The organism is Chryseobacterium geocarposphaerae (assembly GCF_002797535.1).
In the GTDB taxonomy this organism is placed as follows: Bacteria; Bacteroidota; Bacteroidia; order Flavobacteriales; family Weeksellaceae; genus Chryseobacterium; species Chryseobacterium geocarposphaerae.
Genome location: NZ_PGFD01000002.1, coordinates 863,812 through 880,871, shown reverse-complemented (window position 1 = coordinate 880,871; position 17,060 = coordinate 863,812). Strand labels below are relative to the sequence as shown.

Below are 17,060 nucleotides of genomic sequence, written 5' to 3'. Positions count from 1 at the left end.
AAAGAACCTTAATGTTTTGAGTTTAAATATTAGCTTTTTCTACGGTAAAAGTATGGAATTAATCAATATCATCCCAAAAATCAAAGTAATTGAACCATTGTAAAGGATATTTTTTCAACATCGATTCAAGATTTTGGGTATAGGAATTTAAAAGTCCCTGTGCATCGCGCTTTCTGATATTCTGAGCTACTCTTGCATATAAATGATAATGAAGATTCTTTTCTTTCATTACATAGACATAAACAACCGGAACTCCCAGTCTGGAAGCAATAAGGAACGGACCTGCCGGAAATTTAGCTGTTTTACCAAGCAACTCTCCCTCCAGATATTTTGAGCCTTCAAAGTAACGATCCCCGGTGAAGCAAATCAGTTCATTCTTAGACAAAGCTTCATTAATATCGAAAATATGAGACATATCTTCTTTCACATAAATGAACTTAATGGAACTTTTATTAACGGCTACACTTTCAAGGTATTCTTTGATCACCGTAACTTCCTGATCTGTAGTCACCAAATTGATCTGACAATCAAAATCAATATCTGCAAAAAAATGTTCAGCAATTTCAAAATTCCCAATGTGAGCACTGATAAGAACTCCTCCTTTTTTTTCTGCTAAGAGATTTTTAAGATTTTCAACGCCATCAAATTCGTATGTATATTTTTCTCTAAGACCAGCAGAAATTGCCGTTTTATCAATCAGAACCTGACCGAATGTGAAGTAACTCCTGAAAACAGACAGTTTCGTTTTTAAAGAACTATAATGTAATCTTTTATGAAAATAGTAAGAAATATATCTATTGCTTTTTTTAAGAAATAAAAAATAATAGGCAGCAACAAAATATAAAACAACATATGAATTCCGGATCCCGATATTTCTAATGCACCAGACGAATATTTTATATCCTAAAATAGTGCCTTTAGATTTACCTTTCCATTTGTTCATAGTTCAAATTTAGCAATATAACAGTCTAACCATGTAACAATATTTTAAACATTGAAAACTGTCCGATTGCTATATTGTTACATTGTTAGTGTAGATTTTTAATCGATAATTATGCGTTTTTTTCAGCGATTTTATTTTCGATGGTTGTGTAGAAATCATCAAATGTTACCATTTGCTTAAAGTCTGCCTCGCCTAATTTCACCCCGAAATTAGATTCTATAACCACTACAAGATCTATATAATCCAAACTGTCTAAACCAAGAGTTTTCTTAAGATTAGCCTCGTTGCTGATCTCATCTCCGTCGACTTCAAATTCATTAATCAAAAAATCATTTGCTATAGCAATAATTTTTTCTCTTTCCATGTTTTTAATCAAATTTTTTAACTATTAATGCGGAATTGGTTCCCCCAAATCCGAAAGAATTCGACAAAAATACATCAATTTTTTGACTTTTTGTTTTGGAGATCAGATTTATCTTTTGAGCGTCTTCATCAGGCGTTTCCAGATTGATGTTAGGAGCGATGAAATCATTCTGCATCATCAGAATAGAGTAAATCACTTCACTTGCACCCGCCATCCAGCATTCATGCCCCGTCATTGATTTGGTAGAACTCACAGGAACTTCATTTCCGAAAATTTCGTGAATAGCCCGTGCTTCATTAGCGTCTCCAATAGGCGTAGAAGTCGCATGAGCATTAATATAATCAATATCTTTTGCGTTTAATCCTGATTGTTTAAGGGCTCTATTCATTGCTAAAGCCGGTCCGTCAACATTTGGTGTTGAGATATGACCTCCGTTTGAAGAAAAACCGTATCCAACGATTTCAGCGATGATATTGGCACCTCTTTTCTGTGCCAATTCTAAACTTTCAACAATTAAAGAAGCCGCTCCACCACTCGGAATTAAGCCGTCTCTGTCTTTATCAAAAGGCCTTGATGCTTTTGAAGGTTCATTTTCTCTTACAGAAAAAACACCCAATCCGTCAAAGCTTGCCATTGAATATTTATTGGTTTCCTGCGCTCCTCCGCAAACTATCATGTCCTGGAAACCATTTTTGATCATCATATAAGCCAATCCCAAAGAATGGGAACCGCTTGCACAAGCTGCACTGATGGTTAAATTGATTCCTCTTAGTTTAAAAATCGTGGAAAGATTCATCGTTACTGTTGAATTCATCGATTTGAAAATCGCACCTGAACCCATCAAGGTTGTATCTTTTTTTTCTCTTGCAATGTCAATAGATTCTACAACAGCCTGAGAAACACTGTCGTTTCCGTATAAGATCCCAACTTCATAGGCATCCAGAAAATCCTGATCCAAATTTGCCTGTTTAAGTGCATCAATGGTCGCAAGATAAGCATATTCGCTTTCCTCGCCCATACTTACACGCTGTCTACGGCTCAAAAGATTTTTCAGATCCGGTTTCGGAACAACTCCTGTAAGCCCTGATCTGAACCCGAATTCTTTTCTTCCTTCATCTAAAACAATTCCGGATTTACCTTGATATAGGGATTCTCTTACTTCTTCCAGAGAGGTTCCGATGCAAGAATAAATTCCCATTCCGGTAATTACAACCCTATTTTCCATTTACTGATGATTATGAATAAATTCCACCATTAATATTAATTACTTCTCCTGTAATGTAAGAAGCTTTTCTTGACGCCAGAAATGCTACTAAATCTGCTACTTCTTCAGCTTCCCCAAATCTGTTTGCAGGAATCATAGCTTTCAATTCATCTTCATTAAAATCCTGCGTCATATCTGTTCTGATAAATCCAGGTGCCACTGCATTTACCGTAATATTTCTCTTTGCCACTTCCTGGGCCAACGCTTTTGTAGCGCCTACCAAAGCTCCTTTAGCTGCAGAATAATTGGTTTGTCCTGCTGTTCCTTTCACTCCGGAAACTGAAACCATATTGATAATTCTGCCATATTTGTTACGCAACAATTTCTGAATAAAGAAATTGGTCACATTATAAAACCCATTTAAACTTGTATTGATCACAGAATTCCAGTCTTCACTCGGCATCCACATAAATAACCCGTCTCTTGTGATTCCTGCATTATTTACAATAACCTCAACTACAGCGTTTGGATTGTTTTCCTGCCATGCTGTTAAAACTTTTTGAGTTTCTTCAGCGTTTCCGACATCAAATCTCAGAATTTCTCCGGCAGCTCCCAATCCCTCAATGGCAGCCAAAGTTTCTTTTGCTGCAGCTTCATTGGAAGTGTAGTTGATAAGGATGTGATAATTTTTTTCTTCTGCGAGTTTCAAACAGATCGCTCTCCCGATTCCTCTGGAACCACCTGTTACAATAGCACATTTCATGGTGTTTTATTTCTTTATTTCTATAGTATTGACAAGTAAACTCCGTCAATAATTACATGTTCTTAAAATATTTTTTTACTTCTTCAAGATACGGATACATGATCATATCTTCTGAAAAAGCAGGAATGATCTTTCTGATATCATCATACAACGCTTTCGTTGCCGAAGAAACCTGATCCTGATATCCCAAATATTCTATTGCCTGAACAATTGTGATGGCTTCAATTGCAAGAACTTCAAATGCATTTTCAATTACTTTTCTGCAAATTACCGCCGCATTCGTTCCCATACTCACAATATCCTGATTGTCATTATTATTAGGAATACTATGCACATACATTGAATTTGACAGCATCTGGCTTTCTGCCGTAGTAGAAGTTGCCGTAAACTGAACTCCCTGCATCCCGAAATTAAAACCTAATTTACCTAAATTTACAAAAGGCGGCAAAATTTCATTGATCTTAGCATTCAAAAGATAGTTAAGCTGTCTTTCGGCTAACATAGTCAGCTTCGTAACCACAATCTTCAGCTTATCCATTTCCAAGGATATATAGTCTCCATGGAAATTCCCGCCGTGATAGACATGCTGATCTTCAACATTAATAATCGGATTATCATTGGCTGAATTGATCTCGTCTTCAAGAACTTTCTCCGTAAATTCCAGCGTATCCAAAACTGGTCCTAAGATCTGTGGAACACATCGGATTGAATAATATTCCTGAACCTTATCTTTAAACACTTTATCCTGCTCTTCAAAGTGAGTATAAAGATGTTCTTCTCTTTTTCTTACCAATTTACTGTCTGCCAAATGATTTCTCATTTTCTCAGCAATTTTTTGCTGACCGGCATGCCTTTTTGTTCCGTTTAGCGCTTCTGATAAGTGATCATCATAAGCCAGAACAATTTCATTAATAGCACAAGAAAGTTTAATGGAAATTTCAGTCAATTGATTCGCTTTATAAGCATTCACTGCACCAATCCCGGACATTACAGAAGTTCCGTTCATTAAAGCCAGCCCTTCACGGATTTCTACATGAATAGGCTCTAATCCTTCAACAGCAAAGACTTCTTTTGTTAATTTTCTTTCTCCTTTATAAAAAACTTCACCTTCACCTATCAGCACTAAAGCTAAGTGAGCTAGTTGAACTAAATCTCCACTCGCTCCTACTCCTCCGTGCTCGAAAATAAGTGGGGTAATATTTCTATTAATAAGTTCTTTAAGCAAATTAACAACAGAAACATGCACTCCTGAATTACCCAGTGATAAGGTGTTCAATCTTGCCAACATGGCAGCTTTCACCTCATCTTCCGGCAAAGAGTTCCCAATTCCTGAAGAGTGACTTCTAATCAAATTATACTGTAACTGGTGCGTATCATCATCATTAATCTTGAATTGAGCCATCGGCCCGAATCCGGTATTCACACCATATATTACTTTATTTTTAGAAAAATCTTTCAGAAACTGAAAGCTTGCTTCAACCCTTTGCAAAACAGTCTCATTTAGCTCTATCGCCTCACTTTCGATAATAATCTTCTGAAAATCCCTCAGTTCTAAAAAGTTATTTATTTTCATCAATTAAAAGTAATAATATATAATTTTGTAATATGTAATTAATTGTCACTAATTTTGCGGCAAAGATAGAAGTAATTATCAAAATAAAAAATCAAAGATGAACAAAGAATTTGTTGACGTTCTCGTAATCGGAGCTGGACCTTCCGGATGCGTATCTTCTTCATACTTAAAGAAGAACAATGTCAGCGTGAAAGTTGTTGAAAAAACAAAATTTCCAAGACTGGTTGTAGGCGAAAGTTTAATTCCGAGAGTAATGGATCATTTTGATGAAGCCGGGCTTTTCCCCGCTTTAGATAAAATGGGTTTTGAAAAAAAGCTTGGAGCAAGATTCTTGAGAGGAGACGAAGTCTGTATTTTTGATTTTAGTGATAAGTTCGGTGAAGGATGGGACTGGACTTGGCAGGTTCCGAGAGCTGATTTTGATAATACATTAGCTCAAGAAGTCATCAATAAAGGAATTGACCTGGAATTTGAAGCGGAAGTAATCGATATCCAGTTTAACGGAACAGATTCTGTAACAACTGTGAGAAATAAAGACGGAGAAACAAAAGAAATCCATGCAAAATTCGTGATTGATTCCAGTGGCTACGGAAGAGTTCTTCCCAGATTGTTAGATTTGGAAAAACCTTCAAAATTATCTCCGCACTCTGCTATTTTTACTCATGTAGAAGACATTAACAGAGAAGATGGGGTAGAAGGAACATTGATTTCTTTTGATATTATTGAAACCGAAGTCTGGCTTTGGGTTATCCCTTTTTCAAATGGAAATACCAGTTTAGGAATTGTAGGACCTACAGAATATATTGAAAAACTCATTGAAAACGGAGATACAACAGAAGCTCTAAGAAAAGCGATTTCGCTTTCCGATTATTATGTAAAGCGTTTTGGAAATGTAGACTTCCTTTTTGAGCCGAGACATTTAAAAGACTATTCATGTTCGGTAAAAAGCCTTTTCGGAGAAGGATTTGCTTTAACGGGAAATGCTTCAGAATTTTTAGATCCTGTTTTCTCTTCAGGAATGGCTTTTGCAACAGAATCGGGAATGCTGGCTGCAAAACTGGCTTTGAGACAACTTAATGGAGAAAAAATCGACTGGCAGAAAGAATATACGGACTACATTTTATATGGTGTAGATGTTTTCACTACCTATGTGAAGGAATGGTACACCGGAAATCTTCAGGAGTTATTCTTCCACCAACCCGAAAATCCGGATGTAAAGAAAAAAATATGTGCTGTTTTAGCGGGATATGTCTGGAATAAAGACAATCCTTTCGTGAAAAAACACGATACCGTTATCAAAAATTTAGCGAATCTTATTAAGCTGGAAAAACTTGAACAGCAAAATCAATAATAAAAAACGGTCTGAAATTTCAGACCGTTTTTTTATTTCAAAGTATTTTTGATTTCTTTTCCTAATTTCTTTCCCAAAACTTCATATGTTGCAGCAATTCGACCGTATTCCCAGCTAAAATCCTTATTCATTTGTTTGCCTTGAATTTTTTCTGCGTGCAATTTCATTATCACATTTGACGGGTTATCTGTTTCTACGAATGTAAGATCAGCAGTTAATTTTCCCTCTTGAGAACCGATCATTCCACCGTACCATCCTGCGTAAATCCATTTAGCATCAATAATTAAAGTATATTTTGCTTTAACATCATTTCTAAAAGTTACTTTTTTTGACTTTGCGTTTATGCCCTTAAAAAAGTACTGTAAATATTCGGTTTCTTTGAATCTATCCCACTGATATATCCAGTTTTTCCAAACCGCTTCACTCTTTTTATTGGTAATATCCAACTTCCTGTTTTCGATATATTGGGCTTCAGTAAGATTTTTCTCCTGATAAACAGCATTTTCAAATTTCAGTTGAACATTTACTTCTGTTTGATCTTTTAGAAAATCAAAATTCCCTTGCTGCAAATTAATTTCATTTTGGGCAAAAACTACTGTTGTAATCGCCATCAAAATTAACACAAATAATTTTTTCATGATTTATTTTAAAATTTTGCGCAAATATAATATTCCCTTATCAATAAAGAATTAATTCAACAACAATATTTCCTATCTGATTGAATAATTTTAATTTACCTCAAGTCAACAAAAGTAATCGGCTTACGACTGTTAGGATGAAAAACAGTTTTAGATAAGATATCAAAGTCAATTATTTCAATTTTCGGACTCACTCTGAGTTTTGCACGAAAATGATCCCTCACTTCATTTACAAAATTTTCATCGGTATTTCCCGTACTCAGTCTGATGATGATCTCATCCAGCCCAATTTCATTGGTTTGAATAACAATCTGATAACATGAAATCCCATTAAAATCATTCAAAATATCATTCATTGCAGGTGGATATAAAGTTGTTCCTTTATATTTTATCATCTGTTGTTTTCTTCCGATTACAGGTCCTAAACGCATTGTGTTTCTTCCGCACTGACAAGGTTCATAATGTGCTTTAACAATATCCCCTGTTTTAAATCTCAACAAAGGAATTGCCTCGACTCCTAATGTTGTAATAGTCAATTCACCACTTTCTCCTTCCTTAACAGGCTTTCCTTCATCATCAAGAATCTCGGTAATAATCAGCTCAGGATGGTGATGTCCTCCATTCTGGAACTCACATTCTGTAAAAGCAGTACTCATTTCCGTGGAAGCATAAGTTGAAAATAATTTAATATCCCACTTTTCTTTAATTTTCTGTGAAAGAATATTATCTGTAAAATCCTGATTTTTGATACTTTCTCCAATACAAACCGCTCCATAAACACTGGAATTTTTATAGTCAATCCCATGCTTTTCAGCATAATCAATCATTTTTAACAAAAATGACGGAACAGTAATTAAATATTTCGGTTTATATCTGAAAATAGAATCCCATTGCAGTTCAGGAATTCCCGGTCCCATTCTAACAACACTGGCTCCCATTTTTCTTAAGCCAAGAAAATAAGCAAGTCCGGCCATAAACCTCTTGTCGATAGTCGTAATCATCTGTACGACATCCCCCTTCTGAATACCAGCACAGGCAAAAGAAACAGCTTCATTGTACGCCAGTCTTTCAAGATCATTATCCGACAAACCGAAAGTCACAGGATCACCTAATGTACCTGAAGTTGTACTATAATCAACAATCTTATCAGGAGTAACACAGAAAAAATCATCATTATTCTGCTGAATATCATTCTTAACCGTTGTCGGAATTTTCTGCAGATCTTCTAAGGTTTGAATGTCAGCAATATTGATATTATTTTCCTTAAAAAGCTTCTGATAAAAAGGAGAATGAGTTTCCAGATAATTTAACAGCTCCTGAAGTTTTTGCTCCTGAAACGCTTTAATTTCCTTACTCGTCGATCTTTCGATTGGTGGGTTGAATTCCAATTGTTTTATTTTTTAAACAACAAATGTATTTAATTAAATTAAAAGAGTAAAGCATTAAAAAATGTAAACTTTAACCGAGTAAAAAGCTTCAAAAAACAGACAATTCGAAATTCACAATTCACTAAAAAACAATCTTTGCATTTATATTTCTGAAACAGAACTTTTTAATAGGAAATATCAAAATGAAACATATATTATAAACCGGTAAATTTTAGTAAATTTGCCAACTTAATTAATCAACGATATTGAGATATTACAATGAGCCAATTTAAAGAATACAAAAACCTCAACCTTATTGACGTAGCAGAGAATGTAGCGGAATTCTGGAAACAGAACAAAACTTTCAATAAAAGTGTTGAGATTCGTGAGGGGCAGCCTGAGTTTGTTTTTTATGAAGGTCCGCCTTCAGCAAACGGTATGCCCGGAATTCACCACGTAATGGCCAGAGCGTTGAAGGATATTTTCTGTCGTTATCAGACCCAGAACGGAAAGCAGGTTTTCCGTAAAGCGGGTTGGGATACACATGGACTTCCAGTAGAGCTTGGTGTGGAAAAAGAATTAGGAATCACTAAAGAAGATATTGGCAAAAAAATTTCAATTGAAGATTATAATAAAGCGTGTCGTGAAGCGGTAATGCGTTATACAGATGTTTGGAACAACCTTACCGAAAAAATCGGATATTGGGTAGACCTTGAAGATCCTTACATCACGTATAAATCGAAATACATGGAGACGGTTTGGTGGCTTTTGAAACAATTGTATGATAAAGGATTATTGTACAAAGGATACACCATTCAGCCTTATTCTCCGAAAGCAGGAACCGGGCTTTCTTCCCACGAAGTAAACCAGCCGGGGGCTTACCGTGATGTTTCTGACACAACAGTTGTTGCGCAATTCAAGACATTACCAGAAACATTACCTTCATTTTTACAAGGTTTTGGAGACGTACATTTCTTAGCCTGGACGACAACTCCCTGGACGTTGCCTTCAAACACAGCTTTAACAGTAGGTCCGAAAATCGATTATGTTTTAATTAAAACCTTCAATCAATATACTTTTGAGCCTGTTAATGTTGTTTTGGCTAAAGCTTTGGTTGGAAAACAGTTTGCAAAAAAATATGCTGAAGGTACAGAAGAAGACTTTGCCAATTACACTTCAGAAAGTAAAGTAATTCCTTATCAGATTTTGGCAGAATTCAAAGGGGCTGATTTGGTTGGAATTAAATATGAGCAACTTTTAGATTACGCTAAACCTCATCAAAATCCGGAAAATGCATTCAGAGTAATTTCAGGAAACTTCGTAACGACGGAAGACGGAACAGGTATCGTTCACACGGCTCCGACTTTCGGTGCTGATGATGCGAAAGTAGCTAAAGAAGCAACTCCTGAAGTTCCGCCAATGCTTGTTTTGGATGAAAACGGAAATCCTGTGCCTTTAGTGGATTTACAGGGAAGATTTCTATCTGTCGTAAGCGATGAAATCTATGGTTTTGCCAATGAATATGTAAAAGGAGAATACCTTAGCGAAGAAGAAAAAAATATAGAATTCAATATTCAGAAGGATAAATTAAAAGCTATTATTTCAGACTTGAAGGCTTATCTCTCTGTAGACGAAAGAATTGCCTTAAAATTAAGAAAAGAAAACAAAGCTTTCAAAGTAGAAAAATACGTTCACTCTTATCCACACAGCTGGAGAACAGATGAGCCTTTATTATACTATCCATTGGATTCCTGGTTTGTGAAAATGACAGCTGTAAAAGACAGTTTGGTTAATTTAAACAAAGAAATCAACTGGAAGCCAAAAGCAACCGGAGAAGGACGTTTCGCGAACTGGCTTGAAAACGTAAACGACTGGAACCTTTCCCGTTCAAGATATTGGGGAATTCCATTGCCAATCTGGAGAACAGATGATTTGAAGGAAGAAAAAATTATCGGTTCTGTTGAAGAATTATACAACGAGATTGAAAAATCTATTGCAGCAGGATTTATGAAAGAAAATCCTTTCAAAGGTTTTATCATCGGAAATATGTCTGAACAGAATTATGCTTTGGTTGATCTGCACAAAAATGTAGTTGATAAAGTAATTTTAGTTTCGGATTCAGGAAGAGCCATGAAGCGTGAAAGCGACCTGATCGATGTTTGGTTCGATTCGGGTGCAATGCCTTATGCGCAGCTGCACTATCCTTTCGAGAATAAAGAATTAATTGACAATAACAAAGCTTTTCCTGCAGATTTCATAGCGGAAGGAGTTGACCAGACCCGTGGGTGGTTCTACACTCTTCATGCGATCGGAACGGCAGTTTTTGACTCCGTTGCATATAAAAATGTAATGAGTAACGGGCTTGTTTTGGATAAGGAAGGCCAAAAAATGTCAAAACGTTTAGGAAATGCAGTTGATCCGTTTGAAACGCTTTCTATTTACGGGCCGGATGCAACGCGTTGGTATATGATTTCGAATGCAAATCCTTGGGAAAACCTGAAATTTGATATTGCAGGAATCGATGAAATAAGAAGAAAATTCTTTGGAACGCTTTACAATACCTATTCATTCTTTGCTTTATATGCAAATGTTGACGGTTTCAATTATTCTGAAAAAGAAGTTCAAAACAGACCGGAAATCGACCGATGGATCTTGTCTGAATTAAACTTATTGATCAAAGAAGTTAAGTCATTCTACGAAGATTACGAACCAACAAAAGTAGCAAGAGCAATCAACACTTTTGTGAATGATAATTTATCGAACTGGTACGTAAGATTGTGCAGAAGACGTTTCTGGAAAGGAGATTATTCGGAAGATAAGATTTCGGCTTACCAGACTTTATATACCTGTCTTGAAGTGGTGGCTAAATTATCTGCCCCAATTGCACCGTTCTTTATGGATCAGTTATACCAGGATTTAAATAAGGTAACAGGAAAAGAAACTGCGGAATCTATTCACTTAACGGATTTCCCTGTTCCTGATGAAAGCTTGATCGATGCAGATTTGGTTGAAAAAACGCATTTAGCACAGAACATTACAAGTATGGTTTTCTCTTTGAGAAAGAAGGAAAATGTAAAAGTACGTCAGCCACTACAGAAAGTATTGATTCCTGTTTTAGACTCAAAAACGGAAGAGCAGATTTCTGCGGTTTCGGAATTGATCAAACAGGAAGTAAACGTTAAAGAAATTCAATTAATTAATACTGAAGAAGCAGCACATTTAATTGTAAAACAGATAAAACCAAATTTCAAAGCTCTTGGTCCTAAATTAGGAAAAGACATGAAAACGGTTGGAGGAGAAATTGCAAATCTTGATGCGGAACACATCTCAAAATTGGAAAAAGAAGGGAAATTAGACATCCAGGGTTACGAAATCACACTTGATGATGTAGAGATTTCTACAAAAGACATCCCGGGATGGACCGTAACTTCTGATGGAAAAACAACTGTGGCATTAGATTTGACGTTAACAGACGAGTTAAAATCTGAAGGTATCGCAAGGGAATTCATTAACAGGGTTCAGAACTTGAGAAAAGATAAAGACTTTGATCTTACTGACAGAATACATATTTCATTGGAAGAAAATTCACCATTCCTGGAGGATATTAAGAAAAATGAAGAATATATTTCTGCAGAAGTCTTGTCAAATAAAATAGAAATTGTATCTTCACTTTCAAATTTTAACGAAATCGAAATAGATGAAGTTAATTTTAAAGTAAATGTTGAAAAAATTTAACATATAGTTATTGTTTTTCAAATTCCATTTCATAATTTTATTAAAAAAGAGAAACGAATATGTCAGACGAAAGAGTAAGATACAGTGATGCTGATTTACAAGAATTTAAAGCGGTCATTAAAGAAAAAATAGAAAAAGCAGAAAACGATTTGAAGCTCATCAGAGAAAGTTTCATCAACGACCAGAATAACGGGACAGATGACACCTCTCCTACATTCAAAGCCTTTGAAGAAGGAGCTGAAACACTGAGTAAAGAACAGAATTCTATTTTAGCAGGAAGACAGGAAAAATTCGTGCGTGATCTTAAAAATGCTTTAATAAGAATTGAAAATAAGACGTATGGTATCTGCAGGGTAACAGGGAAGTTAATTCCTAAAGAAAGACTTTTGGCTGTTCCTCACGCTACCTTGAGCATTGAAGCGAAAAATATGCAGAAATAACCATATCGGTTTGTAAAATAAATTTGGGTTTATATCGTATTCATCGGATACTTTATAAACCTAATTTTTAATATGTCCTCATGAGCCAATTATTAATTTTAGGAATTATTATCATTGCCATTCTTGCCTTTTTCAATAGGGAATGGATTAAAAACAAATTTTTTCCTGATGAAAAACGGAATTATACGATTGATGATCAATTCAACTCCGACAAACGTGATCGTGAGAAAGAAATTGACAGGCTTTTGAGTAAAATGGGTAAAAATGGAATCAACGATTTATCTGAAAAAGACAGAAAACGACTTGATGAATTATCCAAAAAATAAAATTTTAAATTAATACAACGTGGAATCAATTATTGTACACACCAAGAATGCAATGGAACTGAGTGCGCTGAAAAGTGTCTTAAAAGAAATGAATATAAAATTCGAAAAATTCCATACCAAAAACACCCATCACAATAACAAGACGATCAAAAATATCGTTGATAGGAAAAACGAAAAAATAGGAAAACCTTATAAACCAAAAGGATTGTAATGAAAAAGATATTATTTGTAACCTTTCTTATTTTATTAATTGATCAGGCTTCAAAAATTTATATTAAAACTCATTTCAATCTGGATGACAGCGTTTCTGTTCTTCCGGGATTCAAATTAACATTTGTTGAAAATCCAGGGATGGCTTATGGTCTTCATTTTGGTGGAGTAATCGGTAAATATTTCCTTGTGATTGTAAGAGTTTGTTTAATCGGTGGAATGATCTATCTATTTAAGAAATGGCTACAAAAAGGGGAATCAAATTATCTTCTGATCCCAATGGCCATGATCTTTGCAGGCGCCATCGGAAATTTAATAGATGGAATGTTTTATGGACTCATTTTCGACAGCGGAACCGTATACGACCCAAGTATAGACCGATGGATTGGTTATGGAGGCATTTCAAAAATAACGTCTTTTGGCCACGGTTATTCAACTTTTATGCGCGGGTGTGTAGTGGACATGCTGCATTTCCCATTAGTGGACTGGAATGTACCTGAAAGCTGGCCTTTGATTGGAGGAAAACATATTGAGTTTTTTAAATATATTTTCAATGTTGCAGATTCGGCGATTACAGTGGGAGCAATTTTGCTATTAATTTTCAGAAAAAAAGCATTCCCGAATGGTTTAGAATTTTAAGCCCAATACACTGAATGAAAAAAAATATTAAAACAATATTTAAATTTTTCCTGCTTCTTATTGTTGCAGGAATTATTTTTATAACATGGGCGAATTACAGCATTAAGAAAAACAGTAGTGCTTTTGTTTCCTACTCTATTGCAGACGTCCCGCAAACAAAAACAGCCCTTCTCTTAGGCACAGGAAAAACTTTAAGCAACGGAATGCCGAATGCCTATTTCTACAACAGAATTAAAGCTGCTGTTGATTTATACAAAAGCGGGAAAATACGGTACACCATCGTAAGTGGCGACAACAGCAGAAAAGACTACAACGAACCGGAAGATATGCAAACGGAATTGATTAAAAACGGAGTTCCGCAAAACAGAATTTTTCTGGATCATGCCGGCTTCAGAACCTTAGATTCTGTTGTAAGAGCTAAAGAGATATTCAGCCAGACCAAGCTGGTTATTATTTCACAGAAATTCCATAATGAAAGAGCCGTATTTTTAGCCAAACAAAACGGAATGGACGCTTTTGGATATAACGCTGCAGATGTTAATAAGTATACAGGTTTAAAAACCAATGTAAGAGAGTATTTTGCTAAAGCTAAAGCCTATTGGGATCGATCTTTGGAGTTGAACCTAAATTCGGTGGGGATAAAATTTTGATTCCATAAATCCTGATGAAATTTTTACAGTTAGTCATATTATTAATCATCCTCGTTTCCTGTAAAAAGGAGAATATTTACTATTATTCTGATAATAAACAGATCAAAGATAGCACCGTAATTCGATTTATTGATGAAGAGCTTGAGAAAATCAATACAAAAGAAAAGAATTTAAAGATTTACACTACCTTAGATTCAACTTCCTATAAAAACAATCTAGATTCTATCAGAAATACAATCTTTCTCAAGTCTTTAGAATACAATCTTAAGCCGAAGGATAGACAGGCATTTAATAATTGGTTCAGAGAAAAAATAATTGTCGTAGACAATAAAAGCGGAAAGATTGTCAATTTTTATAGTTCTTTCAGAAATAAAAAATATGACAGGAAAGATGTTCCTCTTTTGGGATTAAGAAAAATAATCAGATTAGGAAATATACTTCATCAAAATCCTAGTTTTGAAATCCCAGAAAATTATCTGTTTAACTATCCTTCTCTGATAATACCTGTAAAAGAATTAAAAATAACTAAAGAAGAAATTCATTTCTTATCAAAATTCAGCATTAATAATTTTAATATGGAAAGTTATTTTTATAATTATATTTCTTACTTAGATGCAATTAAATTATTTCAATCATATAATAATGGTTTAATCAGAAAACCTTTTATTGTAGAAAAGATTTTAGATGGAGATGAAATAATTTATGCCCATAAAGATCAATCCAATAAAATTTTCACTAATAATTCATTAGAAAAAATTAAAAATCTTCTGTCATATTCCAGAAAAAATTCTTCTGAGGCGTCTAAAAATCAAATTGAAAACGTAGAAAATCTTATATACTTTGGATCAAATCAAGACCATTACATGATGATCAATGATGGAAAATACACTTATTTAATCTATATTTTTGGAGCCGTTATTACAAATCTTGAGAAAAAAGAGTCCAGATCAATTCTTCCAAACATATTTAGGCAAGTTGAAATCAAATACTATAAAGCAATTAGAAAGTAATTTTACTTAAATTTGCAATTCATTAATTTTTAAAATAAATTTTTAAACAATGTCAAGAATTCTTACCGGCATTCAAGCCACCGGAACACCGCACCTTGGTAATTTACTCGGTGCTATTATTCCTGCAATTGAACTCTCAAAACAGGAAGGAAATGAATCATTTTTATTTATCGCCAACCTGCATTCCTTAACGCAGATTAAAGACGCGAAAGAACTTAAACAAAATACCTACGAGATTGCTGCGGCTTGGCTTGCTTGTGGATTAGATACCGAAAAAACATTTTTTTACAGACAGAGTGACATTCCTGAAACCTGTGAACTTTCTTGGCATTTATCATGTTTTTTTCCTTATCAGAGATTAACGTTAGCACATTCATTCAAAGATAAAGCGGACAGACTACAGGATGTAAATGCAGGATTATTTACCTATCCGATTCTAATGGCTGCAGATATTCTGCTGTATGATGCAGAAATTGTACCTGTAGGAAAAGATCAGCTTCAGCATTTGGAAATTGCCCGAGATGTAGCTTCAAGATTCAACAATCAGATGGGTGAAGTTTTTGTTTTACCACAGTCTGAACTTCAGGAAAACACTAAATATGTTCCCGGAATCGACGGACACAAAATGTCAAAATCAAGAGGAAACATCATCAATATTTTCTTACCTGAAAAGGAATTGAAGAAACAGGTAATGAGTATTGAAACCGATTCAAAATCTTTGGAAGAACCTAAAGATCCTGAAACAGATAAGGTTTTTGCCATTTATCAGCTGATTGCAACCCCAGAACAGACTGAAGAATTAAGAGCTAAGTATTTAGCAGGAAACTTCGGGTATGGACACGCTAAAAAAGAACTATTGGATTTAATTTTGACAAGATTTGAAAAAGAAAGAGAACTTTTCTCTTATTATATGAACAATCTTGATGAGCTGGAAGCCAAACTTCAGGAAGGAGCAGAAAAAACAAGAGTGATCGCCACCAATACAATTAAAAGAGTAAGAGAAAGCTTAGGACTTTAATTTTATTATTCATAAACAATAAGTATCGGCGGCACCAAAGGTGCCGCCGATACTTATTATAAATAGTCTTTAATCTGTAAAAGATGTTTAATTACCTTCAATCCCTCCTCTTCTTTATTTTCATTCAAAACATCAAAGAAAATAACATCCATTCCGAAGTTTTGCGCCCCTACAACATCTGCAATCCAGTCATCGCCGATCAGAATACTGTTTTCTTTTGTAGCTCCCGAAAGATTTAAGGAATATTCAAAAATTTCCGGACGGGGTTTTCTTACTCCTACTGTATCTGCACTGGTAATCGTCTGAAAATATTTATCGATTCCGGATAAAATGCACTTTCTTTCTGTTACCTCCTTAAATCCGTTGGAAATGATGTGAAGCATGTAATTTTTGGCCTTAAGATAATTTAAAATATACTCCGCCCCTTCTACCAGCTCATTATGATTTAAGATTTTATCTAAGAAGTGTTCCTCGAAATACATCGACAATTCTTCATCTTCTACATTGAAATGGCTGAATGTATCATAAAAACGATGCTTTCTCAGGTATTCTTTATCGATGATTCCATCTCGGATATCTTCCCAAAGTTTTTCATTAATTTCATGATAAACAGAATGGAATTCTTCAAAATCAATATTGTATTTTAAATCTATTTCCTCTTTTGCAAAAAGATCTTTGATTGTTAGATAGGCGTTCTTGCGATGATCCCAAAGTGTATTATCAAGATCAAAAAAAATGTGCTGAATTTTCATACAGCACAAAAATAATAATTTTAATTTTTGGAAATCGGATAATTCTTAGCCTTTGTCTTAACAATTTCAAGACTTTT

Annotated in this window: 16 protein-coding genes and 1 pseudogene; 9 read left to right on the top strand and 8 right to left on the bottom strand. The window is 34.7% G+C overall.

The window, feature by feature from the left end; translation table 11 throughout:
- Window positions 1-58: 58 nt before the first annotated feature.
- The 5 genes from CLV73_RS15725 to CLV73_RS15705 all read right to left on the bottom strand — a co-directional run bounded on the left by CLV73_RS15725 (window position 59) and on the right by CLV73_RS15705 (window position 4,847).
- Window positions 59-943: an LpxL/LpxP family acyltransferase gene (locus CLV73_RS15725; protein ID WP_100377803.1), complete on the bottom strand. Its 885-nt coding sequence runs from the start codon at window positions 941-943 to the stop codon at window positions 59-61.
- A gap of 109 nt (window positions 944-1,052) precedes the next feature.
- Window positions 1,053-1,307 (bottom strand): phosphopantetheine-binding protein, encoded by a 255-nt coding sequence (locus tag CLV73_RS15720; protein ID WP_100377894.1) that lies wholly within the window; start codon window positions 1,305-1,307, stop codon window positions 1,053-1,055.
- A 4-nt stretch (window positions 1,308-1,311) separates the two neighbouring features.
- Window positions 1,312-2,532: a beta-ketoacyl-[acyl-carrier-protein] synthase family protein gene (locus CLV73_RS15715; protein WP_100377802.1), complete on the bottom strand. Its 1,221-nt coding sequence runs from the start codon at window positions 2,530-2,532 to the stop codon at window positions 1,312-1,314.
- Between the two features lie 10 nt (window positions 2,533-2,542).
- Window positions 2,543-3,274: a 3-oxoacyl-ACP reductase FabG gene (gene fabG, locus CLV73_RS15710; RefSeq protein WP_100377801.1), complete on the bottom strand. Its 732-nt coding sequence runs from the start codon at window positions 3,272-3,274 to the stop codon at window positions 2,543-2,545.
- Between the two features lie 52 nt (window positions 3,275-3,326).
- The gene (locus CLV73_RS15705; protein WP_100377800.1) at window positions 3,327-4,847 is read right to left on the bottom strand and encodes an HAL/PAL/TAL family ammonia-lyase; all 1,521 of its coding nucleotides are present in this window, start codon (window positions 4,845-4,847) and stop codon (window positions 3,327-3,329) included.
- A 97-nt stretch (window positions 4,848-4,944) separates the two neighbouring features.
- On the opposite strand from CLV73_RS15705, the gene CLV73_RS15700 reads away from it, so the two are divergent.
- A complete protein-coding gene (locus CLV73_RS15700; protein ID WP_100377799.1) occupies window positions 4,945-6,198 on the top strand; it encodes an NAD(P)/FAD-dependent oxidoreductase in 1,254 nt (417 codons plus the stop codon).
- Between the two features lie 32 nt (window positions 6,199-6,230).
- Here the strand turns inward: CLV73_RS15700 and CLV73_RS15695 are convergent, their stop codons facing one another.
- Both CLV73_RS15695 and CLV73_RS15690 read right to left on the bottom strand, forming a co-directional pair.
- A complete protein-coding gene (locus CLV73_RS15695) occupies window positions 6,231-6,836 on the bottom strand; it encodes a hypothetical protein (protein ID WP_100377798.1) in 606 nt (201 codons plus the stop codon).
- A 95-nt stretch (window positions 6,837-6,931) separates the two neighbouring features.
- Window positions 6,932-8,224, bottom strand: coding sequence for a phenylacetate--CoA ligase family protein (locus CLV73_RS15690; protein ID WP_100377797.1), 1,293 nt, complete (start codon window positions 8,222-8,224; stop codon window positions 6,932-6,934).
- 258 nt (window positions 8,225-8,482) lie between these two features.
- On the opposite strand from CLV73_RS15690, the gene ileS reads away from it, so the two are divergent.
- The 8 genes and pseudogenes from ileS to trpS all read left to right on the top strand — a co-directional run bounded on the left by ileS (window position 8,483) and on the right by trpS (window position 16,231).
- A complete protein-coding gene (ileS, locus tag CLV73_RS15685) occupies window positions 8,483-11,938 on the top strand; it encodes an isoleucine--tRNA ligase (protein ID WP_100377796.1) in 3,456 nt (1,151 codons plus the stop codon).
- A gap of 59 nt (window positions 11,939-11,997) precedes the next feature.
- The gene (locus CLV73_RS15680) at window positions 11,998-12,378 is read left to right on the top strand and encodes a TraR/DksA family transcriptional regulator (RefSeq protein ID WP_039369928.1); all 381 of its coding nucleotides are present in this window, start codon (window positions 11,998-12,000) and stop codon (window positions 12,376-12,378) included.
- A gap of 80 nt (window positions 12,379-12,458) precedes the next feature.
- Entirely contained in the window at window positions 12,459-12,704 is a 246-nt protein-coding gene (locus CLV73_RS15675) for a DUF6576 domain-containing protein (RefSeq protein WP_100377795.1), read from the top strand.
- Window positions 12,705-12,723: 19 nt separating this feature from the next.
- Window positions 12,724-12,915, top strand: a complete 192-nt coding sequence (locus CLV73_RS15670) for a DUF2683 family protein (protein WP_100377794.1) — start codon at window positions 12,724-12,726, stop codon at window positions 12,913-12,915.
- Window positions 12,915-13,553 carry a lipoprotein signal peptidase gene (locus tag CLV73_RS15665; protein WP_100377793.1) on the top strand — a complete coding sequence of 213 codons (639 nt, stop codon included), beginning with the start codon at window positions 12,915-12,917 and terminating at the stop codon, window positions 13,551-13,553. The genes CLV73_RS15670 and CLV73_RS15665 overlap by 1 nt, the downstream gene beginning before the upstream one ends.
- A 14-nt stretch (window positions 13,554-13,567) precedes the next feature.
- A pseudogene (locus CLV73_RS15660) lies at window positions 13,568-14,211 on the top strand (SanA/YdcF family protein).
- A 6-nt stretch (window positions 14,212-14,217) separates the two neighbouring features.
- Entirely contained in the window at window positions 14,218-15,213 is a 996-nt protein-coding gene (locus CLV73_RS15655) for a hypothetical protein (RefSeq protein WP_100377791.1), read from the top strand.
- A gap of 49 nt (window positions 15,214-15,262) precedes the next feature.
- Window positions 15,263-16,231 (top strand): tryptophan--tRNA ligase, encoded by a 969-nt coding sequence (gene trpS, locus CLV73_RS15650; RefSeq protein WP_100377790.1) that lies wholly within the window; start codon window positions 15,263-15,265, stop codon window positions 16,229-16,231.
- 56 nt (window positions 16,232-16,287) lie between these two features.
- On the opposite strand, the gene CLV73_RS15645 is transcribed toward trpS, so the two are convergent.
- Window positions 16,288-16,983 carry a YjjG family noncanonical pyrimidine nucleotidase gene (locus CLV73_RS15645; RefSeq protein WP_100377789.1) on the bottom strand — a complete coding sequence of 232 codons (696 nt, stop codon included), beginning with the start codon at window positions 16,981-16,983 and terminating at the stop codon, window positions 16,288-16,290.
- Window positions 16,984-17,060 lie beyond the last annotated feature (77 nt).

What these genes read in the sequence shown, in the direction of transcription:
- CLV73_RS15725 (WP_100377803.1), bottom strand. Translation starts at nt 943, where the DNA reads ATGAACAAATGGAAAGGTAAATCTAAAGGCACTATTTTAGGATATAAA.
- CLV73_RS15700 (WP_100377799.1), top strand. Translation starts at nt 4,945, where the DNA reads ATGAACAAAGAATTTGTTGACGTTCTCGTAATCGGAGCTGGACCTTCC.
- fabG (WP_100377801.1), bottom strand. Translation starts at nt 3,274, where the DNA reads ATGAAATGTGCTATTGTAACAGGTGGTTCCAGAGGAATCGGGAGAGCG.
- ileS (WP_100377796.1), top strand. Translation starts at nt 8,483, where the DNA reads ATGAGCCAATTTAAAGAATACAAAAACCTCAACCTTATTGACGTAGCA.
- CLV73_RS15720 (WP_100377894.1), bottom strand. Translation starts at nt 1,307, where the DNA reads ATGGAAAGAGAAAAAATTATTGCTATAGCAAATGATTTTTTGATTAAT.
- CLV73_RS15680 (WP_039369928.1), top strand. Translation starts at nt 11,998, where the DNA reads ATGTCAGACGAAAGAGTAAGATACAGTGATGCTGATTTACAAGAATTT.
- CLV73_RS15705 (WP_100377800.1), bottom strand. Translation starts at nt 4,847, where the DNA reads ATGAAAATAAATAACTTTTTAGAACTGAGGGATTTTCAGAAGATTATT.
- trpS (WP_100377790.1), top strand. Translation starts at nt 15,263, where the DNA reads ATGTCAAGAATTCTTACCGGCATTCAAGCCACCGGAACACCGCACCTT.
- CLV73_RS15645 (WP_100377789.1), bottom strand. Translation starts at nt 16,983, where the DNA reads ATGAAAATTCAGCACATTTTTTTTGATCTTGATAATACACTTTGGGAT.
- CLV73_RS15665 (WP_100377793.1), top strand. Translation starts at nt 12,915, where the DNA reads ATGAAAAAGATATTATTTGTAACCTTTCTTATTTTATTAATTGATCAG.
- CLV73_RS15675 (WP_100377795.1), top strand. Translation starts at nt 12,459, where the DNA reads ATGAGCCAATTATTAATTTTAGGAATTATTATCATTGCCATTCTTGCC.
- CLV73_RS15655 (WP_100377791.1), top strand. Translation starts at nt 14,218, where the DNA reads ATGAAATTTTTACAGTTAGTCATATTATTAATCATCCTCGTTTCCTGT.
- CLV73_RS15715 (WP_100377802.1), bottom strand. Translation starts at nt 2,532, where the DNA reads ATGGAAAATAGGGTTGTAATTACCGGAATGGGAATTTATTCTTGCATC.
- CLV73_RS15695 (WP_100377798.1), bottom strand. Translation starts at nt 6,836, where the DNA reads ATGAAAAAATTATTTGTGTTAATTTTGATGGCGATTACAACAGTAGTT.